This is a genomic window from Halobacillus sp. AWM4_238 (assembly GCF_056158265.1).
In genome coordinates this window covers 2,674,381-2,696,551 of record NZ_JBSWSY010000002.1, presented here as the reverse complement: position 1 = coordinate 2,696,551, position 22,171 = coordinate 2,674,381, and the positions used below count along the sequence as shown (strand labels likewise).

Annotated in this window: 19 protein-coding genes; 10 read left to right on the top strand and 9 right to left on the bottom strand. The window is 42.6% G+C overall.

The genetic code is table 11. The features are described from left to right. Positions 1-46 precede the first annotated feature (46 nt). Both ACXACN_RS13495 and ACXACN_RS13490 read right to left on the bottom strand, forming a co-directional pair. A complete protein-coding gene (locus ACXACN_RS13495; protein WP_474965112.1) occupies positions 47-1,408 on the bottom strand; it encodes an MFS transporter in 1,362 nt (453 codons plus the stop codon). A 227-nt stretch (positions 1,409-1,635) separates the two neighbouring features. Further along, positions 1,636-2,184, bottom strand: a complete 549-nt coding sequence (locus ACXACN_RS13490) for a cysteine hydrolase family protein (RefSeq protein WP_474965110.1) — start codon at positions 2,182-2,184, stop codon at positions 1,636-1,638. Positions 2,185-2,601: 417 nt separating this feature from the next. On the opposite strand from ACXACN_RS13490, the gene ACXACN_RS13485 reads away from it, so the two are divergent. The 6 genes from ACXACN_RS13485 to ACXACN_RS13460 all read left to right on the top strand — a co-directional run bounded on the left by ACXACN_RS13485 (position 2,602) and on the right by ACXACN_RS13460 (position 9,204). After that, the gene (locus tag ACXACN_RS13485; protein ID WP_474965109.1) at positions 2,602-3,090 is read left to right on the top strand and encodes a PTS sugar transporter subunit IIA; all 489 of its coding nucleotides are present in this window, start codon (positions 2,602-2,604) and stop codon (positions 3,088-3,090) included. 22 nt (positions 3,091-3,112) lie between these two features. Further along, a complete protein-coding gene (gene treP / locus ACXACN_RS13480; RefSeq protein WP_474965107.1) occupies positions 3,113-4,522 on the top strand; it encodes a PTS system trehalose-specific EIIBC component in 1,410 nt (469 codons plus the stop codon). 24 nt (positions 4,523-4,546) lie between these two features. Next, entirely contained in the window at positions 4,547-6,229 is a 1,683-nt protein-coding gene (gene treC / locus ACXACN_RS13475) for an alpha,alpha-phosphotrehalase (protein ID WP_474965106.1), read from the top strand. A gap of 18 nt (positions 6,230-6,247) precedes the next feature. Continuing rightward, positions 6,248-6,961, top strand: a complete 714-nt coding sequence (gene treR / locus ACXACN_RS13470; protein WP_474965105.1) for a trehalose operon repressor — start codon at positions 6,248-6,250, stop codon at positions 6,959-6,961. Positions 6,962-7,048: 87 nt separating this feature from the next. After that, positions 7,049-7,558 carry a DUF6933 domain-containing protein gene (locus ACXACN_RS13465; RefSeq protein ID WP_474965104.1) on the top strand — a complete coding sequence of 170 codons (510 nt, stop codon included), beginning with the start codon at positions 7,049-7,051 and terminating at the stop codon, positions 7,556-7,558. Between the two features lie 248 nt (positions 7,559-7,806). Beyond that, entirely contained in the window at positions 7,807-9,204 is a 1,398-nt protein-coding gene (locus ACXACN_RS13460; protein ID WP_474965102.1) for an MBL fold metallo-hydrolase, read from the top strand. A 181-nt stretch (positions 9,205-9,385) separates the two neighbouring features. Here the strand turns inward: ACXACN_RS13460 and ACXACN_RS13455 are convergent, their stop codons facing one another. Together ACXACN_RS13455 and ACXACN_RS13450 are read right to left on the bottom strand one after the other, a co-directional pair. Next, positions 9,386-9,508 (bottom strand): hypothetical protein, encoded by a 123-nt coding sequence (locus ACXACN_RS13455; protein WP_474965101.1) that lies wholly within the window; start codon positions 9,506-9,508, stop codon positions 9,386-9,388. Continuing rightward, positions 9,505-10,785, bottom strand: a complete 1,281-nt coding sequence (locus ACXACN_RS13450) for a helix-turn-helix domain-containing protein (protein ID WP_474965100.1) — start codon at positions 10,783-10,785, stop codon at positions 9,505-9,507. Before ACXACN_RS13450 ends, ACXACN_RS13455 begins: the two co-directional genes overlap by 4 nt. Before the next feature lie 319 nt (positions 10,786-11,104). Here ACXACN_RS13450 and ACXACN_RS13445 point away from each other — a divergent pair, with 319 nt between their 5' ends. Continuing rightward, positions 11,105-13,054 (top strand): aconitate hydratase, encoded by a 1,950-nt coding sequence (locus ACXACN_RS13445; protein WP_474965098.1) that lies wholly within the window; start codon positions 11,105-11,107, stop codon positions 13,052-13,054. A gap of 48 nt (positions 13,055-13,102) precedes the next feature. Here the strand turns inward: ACXACN_RS13445 and ACXACN_RS13440 are convergent, their stop codons facing one another. Both ACXACN_RS13440 and ACXACN_RS13435 read right to left on the bottom strand, forming a co-directional pair. After that, positions 13,103-14,056 (bottom strand): ring-cleaving dioxygenase, encoded by a 954-nt coding sequence (locus tag ACXACN_RS13440; protein WP_474965097.1) that lies wholly within the window; start codon positions 14,054-14,056, stop codon positions 13,103-13,105. Positions 14,057-14,136: 80 nt separating this feature from the next. Continuing rightward, entirely contained in the window at positions 14,137-14,841 is a 705-nt protein-coding gene (locus ACXACN_RS13435) for a YqjF family protein (RefSeq protein ID WP_474965095.1), read from the bottom strand. Between the two features lie 237 nt (positions 14,842-15,078). Here ACXACN_RS13435 and ACXACN_RS13430 point away from each other — a divergent pair, with 237 nt between their 5' ends. Beyond that, a complete protein-coding gene (locus ACXACN_RS13430) occupies positions 15,079-15,690 on the top strand; it encodes a trimeric intracellular cation channel family protein (RefSeq protein ID WP_474965094.1) in 612 nt (203 codons plus the stop codon). A 631-nt stretch (positions 15,691-16,321) separates the two neighbouring features. On the opposite strand, the gene cysK is transcribed toward ACXACN_RS13430, so the two are convergent. The 3 genes from cysK to ACXACN_RS13415 all read right to left on the bottom strand — a co-directional run bounded on the left by cysK (position 16,322) and on the right by ACXACN_RS13415 (position 18,903). Then, a complete protein-coding gene (gene cysK / locus ACXACN_RS13425) occupies positions 16,322-17,251 on the bottom strand; it encodes a cysteine synthase A (protein WP_474965092.1) in 930 nt (309 codons plus the stop codon). 78 nt (positions 17,252-17,329) lie between these two features. Beyond that, on the bottom strand, positions 17,330-17,965 hold the full coding sequence (locus ACXACN_RS13420) for a YpmS family protein (RefSeq protein ID WP_474965090.1): 636 nt from the start codon (positions 17,963-17,965) through the stop codon (positions 17,330-17,332). 17 nt (positions 17,966-17,982) lie between these two features. Continuing rightward, a complete protein-coding gene (locus ACXACN_RS13415) occupies positions 17,983-18,903 on the bottom strand; it encodes an SGNH/GDSL hydrolase family protein (protein WP_474965088.1) in 921 nt (306 codons plus the stop codon). Between the two features lie 173 nt (positions 18,904-19,076). Here ACXACN_RS13415 and ACXACN_RS13410 point away from each other — a divergent pair, with 173 nt between their 5' ends. Together ACXACN_RS13410 and ACXACN_RS13405 are read left to right on the top strand one after the other, a co-directional pair. After that, positions 19,077-21,356 carry a helicase C-terminal domain-containing protein gene (locus tag ACXACN_RS13410; protein WP_474965086.1) on the top strand — a complete coding sequence of 760 codons (2,280 nt, stop codon included), beginning with the start codon at positions 19,077-19,079 and terminating at the stop codon, positions 21,354-21,356. 215 nt (positions 21,357-21,571) lie between these two features. Then, on the top strand, positions 21,572-22,066 hold the full coding sequence (locus tag ACXACN_RS13405; RefSeq protein ID WP_474965085.1) for a carboxymuconolactone decarboxylase family protein: 495 nt from the start codon (positions 21,572-21,574) through the stop codon (positions 22,064-22,066). Positions 22,067-22,171 lie beyond the last annotated feature (105 nt).

The following is a 22,171-nucleotide window of genomic DNA, read 5'->3' as shown; positions in this document are numbered from 1 at the left end:
TAACAGAAATGTCCAAAGTCCATCATATGCGATTTGTGAACGGATTTCAAATGTCAGTTTTTTGAACAAATTCCAAGCGTCTGACTTGGTAGGAATACATACACAGCACTAGAATGGAAGCTGTCATTAAAAGGATCAGTGATCCAAAGGGCAGGACGAAGTTTTCGGCGGTATAGGGTTGTGGGTTTAGCTCTAACAATATTCCGGCAAGAACGGAACCGGTCGCACTTCCTATAAATTGCATTTGCTGCTTGAGTCCGATCCCGGCACCGATTTGTTCTTTTGGAAGGATACGCGAAACTTCGTTGGTCGAGCTTGAGGATAAACTAGAGAATCCGAAGCTCGTGAACATATAGGCAAACATGATCATATAAGGGCTTTTTCCAGCTAGTATAAAGAAGACGAGCGCTGATATCATCAGCAAAACCTGAGACAAAAATAGAATTTTTATGTTTCCATAAGCATCAATCAGTCGCCCCACGTAAATCGCAGCTACGGCTGATAGCATAGCGCCAGGGAAAATAATGAATCCAATAGCGGCAGCCCCGCGTCCATACACTTGTTCAAGCATGATCGGCATTAAAAACAGAACAGCGAAGTGTAGGGTGAAGCCCACATAGCTTGTAAATACAATTTTTCGATAATGGCTATTCTTTACAAGTTCAGGTTGGAGAAAAGGGGCCTTGGTACGGTTGACTCTCCACCATAGCAGGGAAGCGGAAAGGAGCCCACCAAGCAGGTAGTAAGGAGTTAACGTTGAAATATAAAGCAAAAACAAGGTGGCGCTCATTCCGGATAACAAAGCACCAAGGACATCGAAACGTCCTTTTACAGATTTTTCAACAGGCATAAACTTGTAAAGAACTGGAATGACGAGGAAAACCATAATCGTCACAATGAACAAGTAGTTCCAATTGAGGTAGTCTGTAATCAAACCACCAATGACGGGACCAAGTCCAAAGCCTAAGGACGTGGCAGAGGCAATCAAAGCATACGCACTTCCCCGTCTTGTCATGGGGATATATCTACCAGCAAAGACCATGGATAAACCAGGGATCGAAGCTGCTCCTGCCGCCTGACATAACCGGGCGATCAACAACCAGATATAACTGTCTGCCATAAATCCGATGATGGAAGAGAGGCTGAACATACAGATCCCTATCGTTAATAATGTCCGAATGGGGACATAGTCAGACAAGCGTGTAAAAGTTATCGTAAAAATGGCTAACACGATGGAATAACCGGATACGATCCAGGCCCCTTCTGAAGGCAGGAGGGAGAAATCTTTTAATATATTTGGCAAAGCGATATTAAACATCGTCGTGTTCATAACAACTATGAGAATCGTAGCAGCTAATATAAATACTGTACGGAAATGTTCCTGGGAAGGACGAGAAGTCAGTGGCATATCGTCTCTTCTTCCTTTCTATGATTTCATTAGACACTCGAAATACTATACCACATGTTTCCTAGAGTGAAAAATGACACACGTAAAAACTCCCGTTGAAAGCATCAGCGGGAGTTTTCCATCGTCTAGGGAATGCTTTGTTTAAAGATGTGGAAAAAATCCTTAAGAAGCGGGGTATAAATCAAGGATCAGACGCTCATGATACGTTTCGTTCCTGGCGAGTGATCTTATTGTATGGTTGCACCCAGGGTGGACTCAAAGTGTGTTAGCGCCCAATTGTGGCCGGCTTCATTAAAGCTTGCGACTCCATCTTTGTGTACATGGATGTTATAGGCAAGGTTATAAGCATCGATGGCTGTGTGCAGCACACAGATATCTGTACAAACTCCGACGAGATGAAGTTCAGTAATTCCACGTTCTCTAAGTTTTAAGTTCAGGTCTGTTCCTGCGAAAGCACTGTATCGAGTTTTATCCATGTAAAGGGTATTGGCCTTTTGTTTGTTTTCCTTATAAAGTTTTTGCAACGAACCGTAAAGCCCCCGTCCTTTCGTACCACGGATGTTATGAGGAGGGAAAAGCTCTGTCTCCGGATGATAGGGATCCCCCTCTTCATGTACGTCCACCCCGAATACAACAAGGTCTTCCTCTTTCATAAATGCCTCCGCTACTTCATGGATGTACTTTTCCAGAGCTTGTGCAGGTGGTCCGCAGGTCAAGGCCCCATCATTGTCTACAAAATCGTTCGTATAGTCGATGATGATTAACGCACGTTTCATTAAATCCCCTCCCGTGTCTTTACACATATCTTAACAGATTAGAACGGAAACGCGTAGACCGAATGGATCATCCTACATTCCCGAAATTGAGAAATACAAAAGAATCAATCAAGTGAGGGGTGGAAAATCATTTTTTTAGTTTAAGGGTTCTTTACGGAACGACAGAAGCTGAATTCTTCTTTCTATATGGTTTACATAGATGAAAATACAACAAAGATTTTTAAGGGGTACCCATGAATCAAAAAGCTCAACAATTTTGTCATTTATAAGTTTTTTAATGGGAAGGAAGGGAATTCCATTTATATATTCGTGTTGTTAACGGTTGCAAAACATGTATATACAAATTATAATCATAATTAGTTGATGTATATACAAGTTTTAAATGCTTCTATGTAAGCGTTTGAGGAGGAGAAATATATGTTTAAGAAGTTGTTTGGAAATAAAGAGACAAAATTGGAAGTAACATCACCATTAAATGGTAAGAAGGTAGCGTTGGAGGAAGTACCGGATCCTGTATTCTCACAGAAAATGATGGGAGAAGGTATTGCCGTGGAGCCTAAGGACGGTGAAGTGTTAAGCCCTGTAGAAGGTACGATTGTACAATTATTCCCAACGAAACATGCAGTAGGTTTGGAAACGAAAAGTGGAGCGGAAATTCTTATCCATATCGGTCTTGAAACCGTTGCAATGGAAGGAGAAGGTTTTGAAGCTTTTGTGGCTCAAGGAGATAAGGTGAAAGCAGGAGACAAATTGATTTCTTTCGACTTGGACCTCGTGAAAGAAAAGGCTAAGAGTACGGTAACACCAATCATTGTCACAAACAGTGATGACTTTGATGTTCAAGTGGCTGAAGATGTTGAATTGAGCGCTGGTTCTACACCACTGATGACAGTTAAAAGAAAGTAAAATTTACAGGGAGGTAAAACAGATGAACCATAAAAAACAGGCCGAAGAAATACTGGAAGCCATCGGCGGAAAGGAAAACTTGTCCGCTGCAACCCACTGTGTCACACGTCTGCGTTTGGCGTTACACGATGAGGGAATTGTCGATCAGGAAAAACTGAACAACATCGATGCCGTTAAAGGATCTTTTTCAACGAATGGTCAATTCCAAATTGTTGTCGGACAAGGGACTGTTGATAAAGTTTATAAAGAATTTGTTGCTCTTGCCGGTGTAGGGGAATCATCTAAAGAGGAAGTGAAAGAAGCTTCCAAGCAAAAAATGAATCCTATTCAACGAGCGATTAAGACCCTGGCGGATATCTTTATACCGATCCTACCAGCAATCGTTACGGCTGGTTTGCTGTTAGGTATCAACAATATCCTGACAGCAGAAGGGATCTTCTGGGACGAGCAGTCCATTATTGATGTGTACCCACAATGGTCAGACATAGCCAATATGATCATCATTATCGCCAACACCGCCTTTGTGTTCTTACCGGGACTCATAGGTTGGTCTGCGGTTAAGAAATTCGGTGGTAGTCCGATTTTAGGTATTGTTATAGGTCTAGTCCTTGTTCACCCGGAACTATTAAATGCTTGGTCCTACGGGGATGCAGTGGCTGAAGGATCTGTACCTACTTGGGATTTATTCGGATTGACCGTTGAAAAAATTGGTTACCAGGGACAAGTACTGCCTGTCCTTTTCGCTTCATACTTGTTAACGAAAATTGAACTGTTCTTACGTAATCGCATACCTGATAACATTCAATTGTTGTTTGTCGGACCTATTTCTTTGTTGGTCACTGGTTTCTTGACGTTTATTATTATTGGTCCAATCACATTTGCTATCGGTAACTGGATCACGGATGGTCTAGTAAGTGTTTTTGATACATTCGCTTGGTTAGGTGGTCTTATTTACGGTGGTTTATACGGCGTGTTAGTTATTACAGGGATGCACCATACGTTCCTCGCTGTTGATATTCAATTGGTGGGAAGTACGGGAACGACATTCTTGTGGCCGATGCTTGCTCTCTCGAACATCGCTCAAGGTTCTGCCGCATTTGCTATCTGGCTAGCTTCAAAAGACGATAAGCTCAAAGGTTTGGGTGTATCTTCAGGAATCTCTGCTTGGCTTGGAATTACTGAGCCTGCTTTATTCGGAGTCAACTTGCGCTTCAAATATCCATTTATTATTGCCATAACCTCTTCTGCCATTGCAGGTCTTTATATCTCAGCTCAGGGAGTGTTGGCAAGTTCCATTGGAGTTGGAGGCGTACCTGGAATCTTTTCAATCGTTGCGGAGTACTGGCTCGACTTTGCCATCGGTATGGTCATCGTAATTGTCCTGCCTCTAGTCGGAACATATCTCTATGCGAAGCGAAAAAAAGACGTATAAAAACTTTAAAACGGTGGTGCTACAATGATTGAACAACCTTGGTGGAAAAAAGCTGTCGTTTATCAAATTTATCCGAAAAGCTTCAATGACACGACAGGAAGCGGAGAAGGCGACATCCAGGGGATTATAGAGAAATTGGATTACTTGCATAAACTCGGGGTCGATGTCCTTTGGCTGACCCCGATGTACAAGTCTCCGCAAAATGATAATGGATATGATATTAGCGACTATTACGACATCCATGAAGAATATGGGACGATGGAGGACTTCGACCGTCTGCTTGCAGAAACACATAAGCGGGGCATGAAGCTTATAATGGATATCGTCGTCAACCACACGTCCACGGAACACCAATGGTTCCAAGAGGCCAAAAAGTCAAAAGACAGCCCGTATCGCGATTATTATATCTGGCGTGATCCTGTGAACGGAGAAGAGCCAACGAATTGGCAATCAAAATTCGGTGGCAATGCGTGGGAATTTGATGAAAAAACGGGTCAGTATTACTTGCACTTGTTTGACGTAACGCAAGCCGATTTAAACTGGGAAAACGAACAGATGCGTGAAGATATTTATGAAATGATGCGTTTCTGGGGTGAAAAGGGAGTGGATGGCTTCCGTCTGGATGTCATTAACCTGATCTCCAAAAATCAGGAGTTCCCGAACGATGATGGAAGTGTTGCACCTGGAGACGGCCGGAAATACTATACGGACGGACCTCGCGTTCATGAATTCATGCAGGAAATGAACCGTGAAGTTTTCAAGCCTTATGACTTGATGACTGTCGGAGAAATGTCCTCCACGAGCATTGAACATTGTATTAAATACACGGCTCCCGACCGCGATGAATTGAGCATGACGTTCAATTTCCACCATTTGAAAGTGGACTATCCAAACGGTGAGAAATGGACGGTTGCTGATTTTGATTTCCATGAGCTGAAACAAATTCTCTCAAAATGGCAGCGTGAAATGAATAAAGGAAATGGATGGAACGCTTTGTTCTGGTGTAACCATGACCAGCCACGCGTATTGTCTAGATTCGGGGATGATGAAAATTATCCGGAAGAATCAGGGAAGATGCTTGCAACCACCATCCATATGATGCAGGGTACCCCGTACATTTACCAAGGGGAAGAATTTGGTATGACGAACCCCAAATTCGAAAGCATAGATCGTTACCGTGATGTCGAGTCACTGAATATGTACGATGAGTTGAAAGAAAAAGGGGTAGGCGAGGAGGCAATCATTGAGATTTTGAAACAGAAGTCTCGTGACAATTCCCGTACTCCTGTACAATGGAACGGAGAAGAAAATGCCGGCTTTACTGAAGGAACTCCATGGATCGATGTAGCGGATAACTATAAAGAAATCAATGCAGAAGTGGTTATGAGCAAAGAAGATTCTATTTTCAATCACTATCAGAAGTTGATTGAATTACGTAAGTCCCACGACATCATCACTCATGGGGATTATCGTTTGTTGTCCCCGGAACACAGTCATGTATTTGCTTATCTGCGTGAGTGGAATGGGGAGCAGTTGCTTGTTGTGAACAACTTCTATGGTGAAGAAACGACGTTCACAATACCAGAAGATGTCCACGTATCTGGTGAGGCTGAAATTCTGCTGAGCAACTACGATGATTCTACAAAAGATTACCGTGAAATCAGCCTTCGCCCATACGAGTCGGTCGTTTATCATCTTACCGATTAACTGGTGAGGGGGCGCAATATGAAAAACAAGTATGTCGAGATTTACCATGAACTCGTTAGAGATATGCAGAAAGGAGAGTACACAGCAGGTGTAACTCTCCCTTCTGAACACGATTTGAGTGCGCGTTTTGAGACTTCACGAGAAACGATTCGAAAAGCATTAAACTTGCTTTCTCAAAATGGTTATATTCAGAAAGTGCGTGGTAAAGGATCCGTTGTCCTTGATCGCGATAAATTCGAATTTCCTGTTTCGGGTTTGACGAGCTTTAAAGAGCTCTCAGAGCGTTTGGGACAAAGTTTTCAAACACATGTGCATGAGCTGACGCTTGTTCATGAGCCTATGATTTGTCGGCAGCTCAATTGTTTAGAGGGTTCTCACCTTTGGAAAGTTGTACGTTCAAGGGAAATTGGTGGAGAACGAATCATTTTAGATAAAGATTTCTTAAGACAAGATCTTGTCCACGATCTTTCAAAAGAAATTGCTCAAACGTCGCTTTATCATTATATCGAAAATGAACTGGGGCTCGACATCAGCTTTGCGAAGAAGGAGATCGTCGTCGAACCAGTGACAGCTGAAGATGAAGAATTTCTGGATTTGAATGGTCATGACCAAGTGGTTGTTATTCGCAGTTATGTTTATTTAGGAGATACGACAGCCTTTCAATTTACAGAGTCCAGACACAGACCAGATAAATTTCAATTCGTCGACTTTGCTCGAAGAACAAAGGTGTAAGGGGAGCCATTTTTTGGTTCCTCTTTGTTTTTTAATCGTTACACAGGTAAAATAGATTTATCGACTAGTAAGAACGGGGTGTGCAAATTGTTCGTAATTGGAGCAACAAAAAAGTTACAAAACGAAATCGATCAACCGATTGAAGAGGTAGAGGAATATACAGATGTACCGGAAATATACCAGTGGCATGCAAACGTCGTCACCATCAATCGAAGAAAATGTCTTCTATTAATGAATAACGCAACAGGACTGAACCTGACGTTATTTGGTTTGAGAAAGCAGCAATTTCAACATCTCGACAGTGTAATTAAAGGTTCACTAAAGCAATTGTTCCAACTGTTAGGGATTGAGAAAAAAATCGCCGATCAAATGTTAGAAGCTGCCGGTGAAATCGTTTATACCAAAACAAAAAGTCGTAGAGTGCTCGGTATGTTGAATGAAATTAAATTCTTTTCTGAAGATGAGGCAGCAGGAAAAGCGTATGAAGATTTAGATGTTGCTAAAATTAATGAATTTAACAATATAAAGCTTGTATTTTCTAATTTGGATCAGATCACTCCCCTTCAAGAATTTACTCATTACTTTGAAAAGCAGTAGTGCCTAAGCACTGCTGTTTTTTGTTTCTAGGTTATGGGTTGTTCAGAAGTAAGATCTTGGCCCTACGGTGATTCGAGCGCTCGTTTCCATTTTGTTTATTTGTTCAAGTAAACAAAAAGACTGGACAAGGAAAATAAGAATGAGTATTTTATAGCTTAGAGATATCATGATACTAAATGGTTATGTTTCTTTTATACGCATGAGGGTATATTATCTAACAAGAGATTTAATAGTTGGAGGGTTGTTACATGTTTTTTAAATCATACTTTGATGAAGAGTTAGCACAGATGTCATACATGATTGGCTGCCAAAAGACGGGAGAGGCCATGGTCATAGACCCTGCCCGGGATTTATCTCCTTATTATGAAACAGCCAAAAAAGAAGGGTTTCATCTGTCTGCTGCTGCAGAAACTCATATCCACGCAGACTTTCTTTCAGGTGCGAGAGAACTTGCGAACGAAAAAAATCTCAGATTGTACCTATCCGATGAAGGTGATGATGATTGGAAGTATCAATACCTTGATGAGGCCAATCACCAACTTGTGAAAGATGGCGATGAGATTTATGTAGGGAATGTAAGACTTGATGTAATCCACACCCCTGGCCATACCCCCGAGAGTCTTTCTTTCTTATTGACGGACGAAGGAGGAGGTTCTTCCGTACCTATGGGGATCTTCACAGGAGACTTTGTCTTCGTTGGGGATGTTGGCCGCCCCGATCTACTTGAAAAATCTGCCGGAGTTGAGGGGACAGCAGGCAAAGGGGCAGCTGATATGTATCAATCCATTCAACGCTTCAAAGAACTTCCCGACTATGTGCAAGTATGGCCGGGTCACGGAGCAGGAAGTGCGTGTGGAAAATCATTAGGAGCGGTTCCGTCTTCAACAGTAGGTTATGAAAAAGAAAATAATTGGGCACTCCAACACAATAATGAAAAAGCATTCACAGAGGAATTGCTGGATGGACAACCGGAACCGCCCAAATACTTTGCCATGATGAAAAAGTTGAATAAACAAGGTCCCTCTCTTGAAAAAGAGAGAGAAGTAGACAGTGTTTCCATATCAACTATAGATCAGTTCATGTCTGATGAGTATGTCGTGGTGGACACAAGACCATCATCTGAATTCTCGAATGGTCATTTAAAAGGAACCATCAACATCCCTTATAATCGTTCCTTTACAAATTGGGCAGGTTGGTTGATTGAATATGATCAAAAGATCGTCGTTATATCCTCTAAAGAATCTATTTCAACAATTAAGCGATCCTTAGAGGCGATTGGATTGGATGATCTTGTAGGATATGTGGATGAATTAGAAATCAATGGCTATGGTGGATTAGAAACGTATGCAAGCATTACAGCAGAAGAACTCGAGAACAAATATAGAGGACACGGAGATTACGTGATCATTGATGTGAGAAATGATAGTGAATGGGGCGACGACCACATCGAAGAAGCCCAGCACATCATGCTTGGAAAGCTGAAAGAAAGCATGGAAGAGGTGCCTTCCAATAAAACACCTATAGTCCATTGCCAGTCAGGAATGAGGTCAGCGATTGCTGCAAGTTTATTACAGGCATATGGATATAAAGATGTATTGAACTTGGAGGGTGGTTTTTCAGCTTGGAAAGAGCATAAAGGAAAGTGAACGCTTAATTATTCTATAGCCTGCCTTTGATCAAAGGCAGGCTTTTTTTAAGGCAAAAAAAGACCTCTACCATAAAGATAGAGGCAAAAGTTTGTATAGGTATAGGATTAGGGGAGGTGTTAATTATATAAAAATTGAATTAACACACAAAATTAAAAAACTTAAATCAATGTTGTAGAAATTAAATGTGATCCACAACTAGTGGACGAGGGTGAGATTCCTCAGCAGTGTCGACATAATCAGCACCTGCCACAAAAGATAAAATAGCAGTAAGTATAGCAACTACACCAATTAGTTTTTTCATAGTAACATGCCTCCTAGATTAGAGTATTTATTTAATAAATCAATTGCTAACCGTAAATATTTAGACGACTTTTTATAACTTCTTTCAGATTCTAAAAGTTCAGAGACAATTAAGCAGTATCTAATGACAAAACGATGTTGTTTCTTTTCTAGGAAATGAGGTATTGCAACATTTTCTAAGTATTGAGCAGTATTCTCATCCTTATTAATCAACATAGTATAGATGTTCAAGTGAATATTTGCCGTTAGTGTGTCCTCTGCAGAAGTCTCTAAGTAAGAAAAACCCTTCTCTATCCATGTAAGACATTCTTCATACCTGGCTAATTTGTAGGTTTCCAGTACTAAACAATATATTGTTTCGAAAATCTCATGAACTGAGCCCATATCTGACTTATATGAGAGGCTTTTCTTATAATTCATAAGTGCTGATTGATAATTTCCGCGTCTGGATTCGATGACGCCGATATTGTGAAAAACCAAGCCTAGTTGATAATAATCTTGGGTTTGAGTTGCTATTTTACTAACTAAATGATAGTTTTCAAGCGCTTTTCCGTAATTTTTAAGTCTACCGTAATTAATTCCTAATAAGATATGACAGTCAGCACTTTTCACTAAGTTATATTGCTGTTGATAGATTGCAAGTGCTTGATCTGCATTGAAAATTGATGCAGAAATATTATTTGATTGGCTAGCACTTAGTGAAAGGAGATAGTATAAATCACTTTCTTCCCAGTCCTCTAAGTCAATAGAGACGCTGTAATTCTTAGCCTCCATCAACTTGAGATAAGAGTCTTCAAAGTCTCCGCGGTAATAACTGACTAGGCCTGAACTTAAATGGAAGTAATACTCCATCTCTTCATCAAATGTATCCTCATGCTGACGGATACTTTTCCATACTTTGTAAGCCGCCTCCACCTCGTTTTCTAGCAACAGATGGCGAATGCGGAACAATTCGAAAAATATATACAAATGATGATTATTCAGCGTATCTTTTTGTTGTTTGAGTTCTTCCTTTAGTTCCCTGGCCTCTTCTTTCCGTTTAAAGACGATCATCTCATACCATTCCTTCAACTTTTCCTTGGAAGGATGGTGGTAAGAAGAGTCATGGAAATCGAGTCCTAGTCGTTCGTAGAGGTGTTCAAGTACCTCGAACGCAGGGACGGTTTGGTCGTTCTCAATTTTAGACAAATACGCCGGCGAGATAATCCCATCTGCGAGCTGGTTTTGTGTCAAACCTTGCTTTACGCGATGGAAACGAAGCACTTTACCATATTCCATTTTTCTCACACCTAGTTGATCAACTGTTGATTTTTCAGAGTGTTTGCTCTTTCAAATCTATATTTAGAATACATGTTCGTTCTGGGATTTTCAACAAAATTCACTAGTTTCCCAAGTCGGGAAAATTTTGAGGCTTTAAGGGGACTTTGGAAGGGGGACTTTCATAGATTTCCATTTTGTGGTTCTTAATTGCCTTTAAAGAGGGACTTTTTGGAACTTATGAGTAATCATACATCATTACGGGTATAAAAGGTATAGGAATTTTATAAATAGTGCCATCAAGATCGTCATCAACTACAAGTGAGAAGGAGGAGTAGATGTGGGATATAATGTCACACAAAAATTGATTAGGGATCACTTGGTAGAGGGGGAGATGACCCCTGGATCAGAGATTGGACTGAAAATTGATCAAACGCTTACACAGGATGCCACCGGGACAATGGTTATGCTCGAGCTGGAAGCCATGGGTATTGATCGAGCAAAAACGGAAGCTTCTGCGCAATACGTGGATCACAATTTAATTCAGGAAGATAGCAAAAACCCGGATGATCATCTTTTCCTTGAGAGTGCGGCGAAGCGATTCGGACTGCATTTCAGCAGACCGGGAAATGGTGTGAGCCATCCCGTTCATATGCAGCGATTAGCGAAGCCAGGGAAAACATTACTTGGTTCTGACAGTCATACATGTGCCAATGGCTGTATGGGTATGCTTGCGATGGGTGCGGGTGGCATTGATGTAGCCATGGCCATCGCCGGTGAACCTTTTTACGTGAAAATGCCGAAAGTCTGGGGAGTGAAGGTGACTGGAGAACTTCCGGACTGGGTGAGTGCAAAAGATGCCATTTTAGAAATGCTTAAAAGGCATGGCGTCAAGGGCGGAGTCAACCATGTCTTTGAATATTACGGTCCTGGTTTGAAAAACTTAACGGCCATGGATCGTCACGTCATTGCTAACATGGGTGCTGAGCTTGGCGCAACAGGCACGGTGTTTCCATCAGACGAGGAAACGAAACGCTTTATGAAGCTTCAAGGAAGAGAAGATGAGTGGTTAGAACTCGTTGCCGATGACGATGCGACCTATGATGTTCACGATGAGCTGGATCTTTCTTCACTAGGTCCTATGGTGGCTAAGCCATCGAGCCCAGGCAATGTGGTTCCAGTGGAAGAAGTGGAAGGAGAGCCGATCTACCAGTCTTACATTGGTTCGTCAGCGAACCCTGGATACCGTGACTTTGCCATTGCTTCGAAAATTGTAGAGGGTAGGCATATTGCAGATGGAGTATCGTTTGATTTAAACCCAACTTCACGTCAAATGCTGATAGACCTGTCTCAAGAAGGTCACATTGCTAATTTCCTTCAATCAGGAGGTCGCCTCCACCAGGCCGGCTGTAACGGTTGTATCGGAATGGGACAGGCACCAGCAACAGGCAGGAACAGTTTGCGTACGACTCCACGTAACTTCCCTGGACGCTCAGGTACAAAAGAGGACAGTGTCTTCTTATGTAGTCCTGAAACGGCCGCCGTCTCAGCTCTGACCGGAAAGATTACAGACCCAAGAAAATCTGAGTTCGACTTTCCAAAAGTGAAGGATTTGGACAAGCCAACGGTGGACACAAGGTTGCTTGATCAACCTTTACCTTTTGAGGAAGCTAAAGATGTAGAGTTAGTGAAAGGTCCGAATGTGGCCTCCATTCCAGAGATGGGTGAGCTCCCTGACGACATGGAACTCCCGATTTTACTGAAGATGGGAAATGATATATCCACAGATGAAATCTTAGCAGGTGGCGCGCGTGTCCTTCCATATCGAAGCAACTTACCTGAAATCAGTAAATTCACCTTCGAAATCGTCGACGAAACGTACTATGATCGTGCCATGGATATGAGGGATGACGGAGGTCATGCTGTCGTAGCCGGCGCGAACTACGGTCAGGGGTCCAGTCGTGAACATGCGGCTCTAGCACCAAAATACCTCGGTCTAAAGGTTGCGATTGTAGAAGACTTTGCCAGAATTCACTGGCAGAACCTTGCGAACTTTGGAGTGTTACCATTAACCTTCACGGACCCATCAGACCTTAATGACTTAGAGCAAGGGGATGTGCTTGTGTTCAAAGGTCTTAGAGAGAAGATTAAGCAGTCTCCACAGATCGAAGTTGAAGTGAAAGGAAAAGATAAAACGCTTAAACTTGAGCATGCTCTTTCTGAACGGCAAATTGAAATCATGCAAATGGGTGGCTTAATCAATTGGGTGAAGAATAGACTGGAAGCATAATAAAACTCCGGCTGGGTTTATCCCAGCCGGAGTTTTCAGTGTCTACCATTATGATCTTGATGTGTCCAGTGGAGTCAAACTTCCTTCAATTTCCTCGCGCTTGTGCTCTAAGAAAGGGGGAAGAGCAAGGCTTTCTCCAAGATGATCCATATCCTCATCAGTTGCAAAACCAGGTCCATCTGTAGCCAGTTCAAACAGGATGTGATTGGCCTCCCGGAAATATAGGGACTTAAAATAGTAGCGATCGACTAGACCTGAGTTCGGATAGCCTGCAGCCTGAATGATTTCATGCCATTTCTTCAATTCGTCTTCATCATGAACACGGAATGCCACGTGGTGAACGCTTCCTCGGCCGGGTTTTTCGGGTTGTTCATCGGGTTTTTCTTCCACATGAACTTCTGACCCTGTACCTCCCTCGCCGGTTTCAAAAACGGTCCACTGCTCATAGGTTCCTTTCTTTCGAAATCCTAAGAGCTCAGTAAGGACTTTTTCTGTTTTAGCGGCTTCATTAACGGTAAGGTGAACGGGACCAAGTCCGGTAATGCCGTATTCCTCAGGTACGGAAGCTTGCTCCCACGCTTTACCTGCTTCTACACCATGATTATTTTCATCGGAGATAAGGATGAGTCGCTGCCCCTCAGGGTCTCTGAAGGAGAGTGTTTTTCGGCCGAATCTTTCTTTTATGTCATCTTGTTCAACAGAGTGATCTTGAAAGCGTTTCTTCCAGTACTCTAGCGCTTCATCGTTTTTTACACGAAGGGATGTTGTGGATATGCTTCTTGTTCCAGGGTACGTGTGTCCTGCTCTGTGAATTTCAAAAAAAGTTAAGTCCGTTCCAGGTCGACCTTTTTCATCTGCATAGAATAAATGATACATGGATGGTGCATCTTGATTGACTGTCTTTTTGACTAGACGCATGCCCATAACATTTGTATAAAAATCATAATTGCTTTTAGCATTGGCGGTTATTGCGGAAACGTGATGAATGCCCTTCAATTGCATGGTCATTCCTCCTTGTTTTCAATAATCTTGAATTCGAGATAATTGTATACTCTTCAAATAAAACTGTCAAAGCTTATGTTTCAGGCTTTTCTTTCAAAAGGGAAAATTCTTGTTTGCAGTGACTTTGAGAAGTAAGTGATCGGCTTTGTTTCAACTATAGAAGCAGGAAGGAAATCCAAAAGATGGTTGGTCTTGATTTCAGCTTCCGCTTTTTGAAGCCGCCAGTTCTTATGGAGAATAGGTCCTTTGTATACCTTCGAATTGCCTCTTACTACCCACAGTGCGTACCTCTCTGTTAACCAATAGAGAAGAGATCCTGGCTGCGCGTGTAGCGGTTCCGATACTGTATAAAAGCTTGCGTGAAAATGAGAAGCAGGATACCCCTTATGTATCCGTCTGCTTGTGAACTGGTAACCCGATTTCGTTTGATCCATTCTCATTTTTGCATGGACATAAGGCAATCCAAAAAGCTTGCGGGCAAGGAATACCCCAAGAGGGTGGTTGGCATCGAGGGTTAAGAAATACACCCCGGGTTCCCCGTTGAATGTCACGTATGTTCGAACATTTAATTCAAGCAGGTCATTTCCAAATGGGAGAGAGGGGAGAGCCCGGAAACGGATATTTTGCATTCGGAAGGGAACGACGGCAATCCATGCGGAATTGTCATATTCATCGATTTCAAAAGCAGAAGGAATGAAAGGGCGTAGGATTTCTGATGGGACAGGCCAATGCATAAAAACCAAGTCATTCCATTCCTGATGCATTATCCAATGGTTTCGGTCCATGTGTATCACCTCTACCATGGTTTACCCTCTGGAACATGTAATCATACATCTCTATGTGGCAAAGGATGAGGACGATTAGCAGGCGATCATTGTTGTTCACATCTTTTTAGGTCTGACTTTAACATTCTACTAAAAATATTTAGATTCACCTCTAATATTGATGATAATTTGTTATAATCAATCAGTCTGAAATTAATGGAAGTAATATAGAAAAGCATCATGAGGGAGGGGAAGACGATGACATGGGAAATATTAAACATACTAGCCGTGTCGGCGTTCGCTTTTAGTGGAGCGATTGTAGCATTAAATGAAAGATACGATATATTTGGCACGTTCATTCTTGGTATTGCGACACCATTTGCTGGAGGAATTATAAGGAATATTGCCCTGGATGTACCAGTTATCCATGTCTGGGAACAAGGCTATCTCTTTTATGTAGCCCTCGGTACGATCGCCATTGTCTATTTCTTCCCTAAAACATGGGTCATGACCTGGGACCGGTGGAATATCTACCCCGATGCGATCGGCCTATCTGCATTTGCACTTCAAGGGGCATCTTTTGCGATAGAAAATGGATTTCCTCTGGGAGGGATCATCTTCGCAGCCATCCTTACAGGCGTAGGGGGTGGGGTGACAAGAGATGTTCTGGCTCAGCGCCGACCCATGGTCATGCACCAGGAGATTTACGCCGTGTGGGCATTGATGGCAGGACTATTAATCGGGGTGGGTTGGATCGATATCGGGAGCGCCTGGCAAACCTATATGATCTTCCTTCTTGTCATCATCTGTCGTGTCGCCTCCTTCCATCTAGGCTGGCACTTACGCTTCAGAGACCTCTACCGCCTGTAACCCCCTAAAGGTTATTAAGCTATATGGCAGGTTTCTATAAGACTTGATTTCGAGACTTTTGTGCTGTGGATAGGGCTGCGGGGAATAGCTCGCTTTCCGCGGGAGCGCGGTGAGCCTCCTCGGACTGCGTCCTGTGGGGTCTCACCCTGCACTTTTTTCCCGCAGGAGTCTCGCCATTCCCCTCCGCCCCTTTACCATATAAGTGTCTCGAAACCACTTCCATAATTAGGCACTTCCTATACGTATTGGGAGCTATAACACATATCTCCATCGTATGAATAGTGATCATAACCGCTTGTTATAGAGCGTTTTCTTACTATAGGTAGTGATGGTGAAAGATGCTCCTTCCTGGTATAGGGGTTCGTTTCTCACATGATCGAATGGGGTGGTTGGGAAGCTGCGAGACTCCCGTGGGAGAAAGGAGATCGGCGAGATCCCGCAGGGCGGTAGCCCGAGGAAGCTCGCCACTCCCCCACAGGAAAGCGAGTTGCTTCCCAACCACCCCTGACACCCAACACGGTAAACGACCCCCGGTTATCTCAAAACTGAGTCTTCCACTAAAGGGAGCTTTAGGTGAAGATGGGATTTAAAAAGCACTCAGAGTTTGGGAACTCTGAGTGCTTTGTTGGTTTTAGTAGCGGAATAAGTCTCCGGAGAGGTAACGTTCCCCAGTGTCTGGGGCGATACATACGATAACTTCACCAGGCTTTTTCTTTTTGGCGACTTGAATAGCTGCCCAGCAGGCGGCTCCACAGGAAGTTCCTAGGAGCAAGCCCTCTTCGCGAGCGAGCCTGCGGGTGATGTCATAAGCATCTTCATCGGTGACTTGGAAAATTTCGTCGTAGATTTCCTCATTTAAAATCGAAGGGATGAAACCTGGACTCGTCCCTACAAGTTTATGCTTGCCTGGTTTTCCACCGGAAAGTACGGGGGAACCAGCAGGTTCTGCTACATGGATGGTCAGATCCTCAAAACGCTTTTTAAGCTCTTCCCCTGTACCTGTAATGGTTCCGCCGGTACCAGCCGTGGAAACGAAAGCGGATAGTGGTTTACCTAACTCATCCATGGCTTCTATAATTTCTGCAGCCGTTGTGTGGCGGTGGGCGTCCGGATTGGCCATGTTTTCAAATTGCATCGGCATGAAACTTCCTTCAATTTCATTGACCAGCTCTTTTGCTTTGGCGATAGCTCCCGGCATTTTTTCATCTCCAGGTGTCAGGACAATTTCGGCACCGTAGGCCTTTAGAAGGTTGATTCGTTCCTGGGTCATGGTATCTGGCATAACAAGGATGGCTTTGTAACCTCTTGCTGCTGCGTTCATAGCAATTCCAATTCCTGTGTTTCCGCTTGTGGGTTCGATGATGGTAGACCCTTTTTTTAGGTGGCCATCTTTTTCAGCTTGTTCCATCATATTGTAAGCGGCACGGTCTTTGACACTTCCGCTTGGGTTGTATTTTTCCAATTTCATATAAATGTCGGCTCCGCCTTCTGGCGCAAGTCGATTCAGCTTAACTAAAGGTGTATCTCCGATTAGATCGGCAATATTATTAACCACGCGCATATCTGTCACTTCCTTATCATCGGGAATGGTAGTCCAATTTTATCATAGTTGAATGGTCACCATCATCTGCTTTGCTTGTCATTCCATATGATCGTTTACAACGCGTTGTGCGAATTGGAAAGTATTGCTGGGGACAGCAATTTTAAACGCAAGCTGATTGGAATTCAAGTTGAAGCGGTCGACTTTTACATTGAAATTGCTTGCTGTGTCCATTTGGGTGACCGCCACATAGATATTTTCTTCATTCGGATTTACGATGACCCATTCAGGTAAGTTATAGTTGTCTTTTACGAATTCTAATACTTTTTTGTTAGGTAGGGGAAGCTTTCCTAAGGAGATTTTCTCTTGCCTTAAAACAAGGTCTCCATTTTCCTGCACTTCAGGGTGTAACTCTACATTTATAGGGATGACCTGATCAAAGGCCTTAATGTTTCCTGATAACGTAACATTTCGGTCTAAGGTGATCGAATAGTCGAAAACCGTTTGAGTAGAGAGTTCTGACAGGTATTCATTGGCGAGTTGTTCCATATTTTCTTTTGTAGAAACGATGGTGAACTCTGCATCAGGGCTTTCTTTCTCTTGATCCACATTAACGATGGTATAGGAGCTTGGCAAGAAAACTAAAGCGACAAGCCATATGACTATGCTCACATTGATTAATGCCAAAAGCCAAAAGGATGTTCTCCATTTATTATTTAACAATAGTCGTCTCATCTTATTCATTCCACCTGTTATTGTTCGATGTCTTCTCTAATGTATTGTAACACGCGCTCTGCCATCTTTTTATAACCTCTTTCATTGGGGTGGAAAAGGTCTTCTTCCCAAAGGAGCTCTTCTTCGTTTCCTTCAAACAAGTCTCGGATGGGGATGAAGGTGGCCTGTTCATAGTCATCGGTGACTTGACGGCTGATATCATTCCAATCTCCCATGATTTGTCCAAGTTCAGGAATGTTATTGAAGTATTGATTAAAAGGGTTATAGAGACCCAGTAGATACACAGGGGCATCAGGATTCAATTCCTGAACGCGGTTGAAAATGTTGCGCATCCGATTTTCATAACCATCTTGTTCTGCAACGAAATCCTGGTAATTCAGACTTGTGAAGTTATTTTTCACAACTTTCATAACATCGTTGGCACCAATGGTAATCAGAATCAGGTCCGCTTCTCCCAGGGAATCGGCAATTTCTTCTTTTTCCATCCGATCGAGCATTTGGTCTGTCCTATTCCCACGTTTTCCATAGTTTGTTATATTGAGGGTCGCTCTATTCGGATTAGAATTGAGGCTTTCTTCAAGGATTCCTATATATCCACCATTTTCTGTAGAGTCTCCGACACCTTGTGTCAAAGAGTCACCAATAGCAACGATATTCAAATCATCTTTAATAAACACATCCCTTGCACTCTCAATCACACTTGTAAAGACCTCACGTAATCCCTCACTCAATTTACCTTCTTCTTTACTTTCCTGTTCCCCTTCTTCGGGTTTTTCGGTTTCCAACTGTTGTTCTTGAGCAGGGGTGGTTTCTGCTTTTTGTTCTGTTTCTTTCGGTTCAGTCGACTCTTCTTCCGGGGTATATATAAAAGCTGCTACTATAAAAAAGGCAATCAAGAAGGAGAGTGCGACGGCTGCCATCCATCTCCATTTTTTCAAGGCTGAATCCCTCCTGAAGGGTAATCTCTCTTCTATTATATGTGCTTCCCATCTATTGGGAAATGAAAAGTTTTATCCACAATTATATCATGGTCCTATACAATAGACATACGGAAAAGAGTGTAAGAAGATGAGGGTAAGAAAATAAATCCGCTAAACAGGGAGGGAAATCGATGGATACACAGATGACGATTTCCGTTCGAGACCTTGTCTCTTATGTGTACAGGACGGGAAGTATTGACGAACGTTTTCAAACGAATACAGCGCTTGTAGAAGGAACGGCCATACATCAGGAAGTGCAAAAGAAGTATAAAGAAAAAGACGAATCAGAAGTGTTCCTGGAATATGAGTTCCATCAGGAAGGGATGAGTCTTAAGGTTCAAGGACGGTGCGATGGATTATTGGACTCGGAAGAAGGACCGGTGATCGATGAAATCAAATCTACATCAAGGGATCTTGATGAAATTGACAATACCACTTATCCCCTCTATTGGGCCCAAGCCAAAGGGTATGCCTTTATCTATGCAGCCCAAGAAGAACTTCAGAAGATACAAGTGCAATTGACGTATGTTCAGAAAAGAACCAAAGATAAAAAGCGGATTCTACGTACATTTACATATGAGGAACTGCATCAATTTATGGAAGAAACCGTTAGCGAATACGCATCTTATGCGCGAATTCTTCTTCATATACGAGAACAAAAAGAAAAAACAGTCCCTGATTTAAGTTTTCCATTTCCAAGCTATCGCGAGGGTCAACGGAAGCTGGCAGGCAGTGTATACCGGACGATTGAAGAAAAAAGGAACCTGTTTGCCCAAGCGCCGACAGGGATCGGAAAGACAATATCCACCTTATTTCCAGCTATTAAAGCGCTGCAGTTGGAAGGCTTGGAAAGAATCTATTATTTAACCGCAAAGACCATAACAAGAGCAACAGCTGAAGAAGCTTTGCTGAAAATGGGAGACATGGGTCTTAAGCTGCGCTCGGTCACATTAACAGCAAAAGATAAAATCTGTTTCCAAGAAGAAACAATCTGTCAGCCGGATTACTGTGAATATGCCGACGGTTACTATGACCGAATTAATGGAGCCATCGTCGATATTCTGTTAAATGAAACACAGATGACACGTGCTGTTATTGAATCCTATGCAAAGAAACATAAGGTTTGCCCATTTGAATTCTCACTGGACCTCACGGATGTGTCTGATGTGATCATCGGTGACTACAATTACATTTTTGATCCTAGGGTTTCTCTAAAACGGCTGATGCCCGATCGGAAGAAAAAAACAGCGCTGCTCGTGGATGAAAGCCATAACCTTGTCGAGCGTGCTCGTGATATGTACTCGGCCTCTATTTCCAAGCAATCTTATCAAGGTGTAGCGGCCGAATGGGAGGGGGAAGAAGACAATTTAGTCAAAGTGGCTGATGCGATTGGAAAAGATTTAGAGCGTTTTTATTCTCAAACGGAGGAATTCGTCCAACTGGAGCAGGTGCCGGGAGAATTGGAAGAGAACGTGGAGCGCTTCCTTTCAGAGGCGGAAACGCTCCTACAGGAAGATGCGGAAGGGGAAAGGTCTGAACGGTTGGTGGATGTATATTTTCAGTCGCAGAGGTTCTTGAAAATACTCGAATATGTAGATGAACACTACCGCTTGTTGGGAGAAAGTACGAGAGAAGGAGACTTCATTTTGAAGCTGTTCTGTCTCGATCCTTCTCATGTTCTGCATGAAACGACCAAAACTTTCAGGTCAGGGGTGTTTTTCTCAGCGACTCTTTCACCATTTGCTTATTATAAAGAGATGCTTGGAGGTACCAAAGACGACTATATCCTACATTTGCCTTCCCCATACGATTCGTCGCAAATTGACGTGATGATTACTCCTTTGTCAACGAGGTATAAAAGCAGAGAGAAGACGGTAGGTGAACTAACCAAACGATTGAATGATCAGGTGGAACTCCACCAAGGGAATCACCTTTTCTTTTTTCCATCTTATCACTATATGGATATGGTGTATCGCGAATTTAAAAAGTTCTCTTCTGTGGATGCAGTCGTGCAGGAGCGAGGGATGGATGAGGAAAGAAGAGAGGACTTTCTTGCTCAATTCGAGGTAGGTGGTCGCCTGGTTGGATTTGCTGTGCTGGGAGGTATATTTTCTGAAGGTGTTGACCTCCGAGGGGATCGATTGAATGGTGTAGCGGTGGTAGGTATTGGGCTTGCTCCAAGAAGCTTTGAAAAGGAATTGATTAAAGATTACTTCAATCAAAAAGGAAGAAACGGCTATGATTATGCTTATGTTTATCCGGGTATGAACAAGGTTTTGCAAGCAGGAGGACGGTTAATTCGCTCCGAAGATGATCATGGGTCAATTCAGCTTGTCGATGACCGCTTTCTTTCGCGGAAATATTTGCAGCTTCTACCTGATGATTGGGGAAATTATCGAATCCTTAAATGATTTGATTTCCCAGGAAATATCATGCCGGAAATTGGGAGTCGAAGGTGGAGGAGAGTCAAATTTTCTCCAGAATTCATTAGCTTTCGAACGAATGAAACGAGAAATTCAGTAAATTCCACGAAATGAGTCTATACTACTTTATACAAAGGAAGAAGTCTCGATTTGAATCATTGTGATAGTCTGATAAAAAAGAATCAAGAAGGAGTGGTAAAGTCATGCCATGGATCAAACCTGTTAAACAAAAAGAAATGAAGCAAATGGATAGAGAAAACATTCCGGATCCAGCCCCTTTGTTTGATCGGCTGTTGGCAAATGATGAAAGGTTATATGAAGCTTTTCTTCCATTACAGCAAGCGATAAAAAAGACGGACATCCCGGACGATTTGAGAGAAGCGGTGATTACCTTCGTTTCTATGAAGAATGGTTGCAAATACTGTACCGAGAGTCACTCCAAATTGCTTGAACAACTGGTGGATCAAGAAGACGTGTTGGGTTGGCTTGATCATTATAAGGAATCAAACATGAATGAGGAGTGGAAAGCGGTACTCACGTATGCGGAGCGATTAATTGCTACACCTGCAGAAGTGACAAAAGCCGATGTAGAACGCTTGAAGGAACTGGGATATGATGATCAAAAAATGGCAGCGGTGAACCAAATCGTTGCTTATACAAGTTATACGAACCAGCTCTCAATGGGGCTTGGTCTTTAAAATCGGAAAGGGGTGCCATTAATGATGGCACCCCTTTTTTGTTAACTTGTGAAAATTACAGTTGACATTTTAGGGTGTACTCTCTTATCTTTATATTAGTTAATG

Bases quoted from the DNA above. Each gene is read 5' to 3' on its own strand.
- ACXACN_RS13485 (WP_474965109.1), top strand. From the start codon at position 2,602: ATGTTTAAGAAGTTGTTTGGAAATAAAGAGACAAAATTGGAAGTAACA.
- ACXACN_RS13405 (WP_474965085.1), top strand. From the start codon at position 21,572: ATGCCATGGATCAAACCTGTTAAACAAAAAGAAATGAAGCAAATGGAT.
- ACXACN_RS13460 (WP_474965102.1), top strand. From the start codon at position 7,807: ATGTTTTTTAAATCATACTTTGATGAAGAGTTAGCACAGATGTCATAC.
- ACXACN_RS13455 (WP_474965101.1), bottom strand. From the start codon at position 9,508: ATGAAAAAACTAATTGGTGTAGTTGCTATACTTACTGCTATTTTATCT.
- treR (WP_474965105.1), top strand. From the start codon at position 6,248: ATGAAAAACAAGTATGTCGAGATTTACCATGAACTCGTTAGAGATATG.
- ACXACN_RS13430 (WP_474965094.1), top strand. From the start codon at position 15,079: ATGACATGGGAAATATTAAACATACTAGCCGTGTCGGCGTTCGCTTTT.
- cysK (WP_474965092.1), bottom strand. From the start codon at position 17,251: ATGCGCGTGGTTAATAATATTGCCGATCTAATCGGAGATACACCTTTA.
- treC (WP_474965106.1), top strand. From the start codon at position 4,547: ATGATTGAACAACCTTGGTGGAAAAAAGCTGTCGTTTATCAAATTTAT.
- ACXACN_RS13490 (WP_474965110.1), bottom strand. From the start codon at position 2,184: ATGAAACGTGCGTTAATCATCATCGACTATACGAACGATTTTGTAGAC.
- ACXACN_RS13420 (WP_474965090.1), bottom strand. From the start codon at position 17,965: ATGAGACGACTATTGTTAAATAATAAATGGAGAACATCCTTTTGGCTT.
- treP (WP_474965107.1), top strand. From the start codon at position 3,113: ATGAACCATAAAAAACAGGCCGAAGAAATACTGGAAGCCATCGGCGGA.
- ACXACN_RS13435 (WP_474965095.1), bottom strand. From the start codon at position 14,841: ATGGACCGAAACCATTGGATAATGCATCAGGAATGGAATGACTTGGTT.
- ACXACN_RS13410 (WP_474965086.1), top strand. From the start codon at position 19,077: ATGGATACACAGATGACGATTTCCGTTCGAGACCTTGTCTCTTATGTG.
- ACXACN_RS13450 (WP_474965100.1), bottom strand. From the start codon at position 10,785: ATGGAATATGGTAAAGTGCTTCGTTTCCATCGCGTAAAGCAAGGTTTG.
- ACXACN_RS13495 (WP_474965112.1), bottom strand. From the start codon at position 1,408: ATGCCACTGACTTCTCGTCCTTCCCAGGAACATTTCCGTACAGTATTT.
- ACXACN_RS13440 (WP_474965097.1), bottom strand. From the start codon at position 14,056: ATGCAATTGAAGGGCATTCATCACGTTTCCGCAATAACCGCCAATGCT.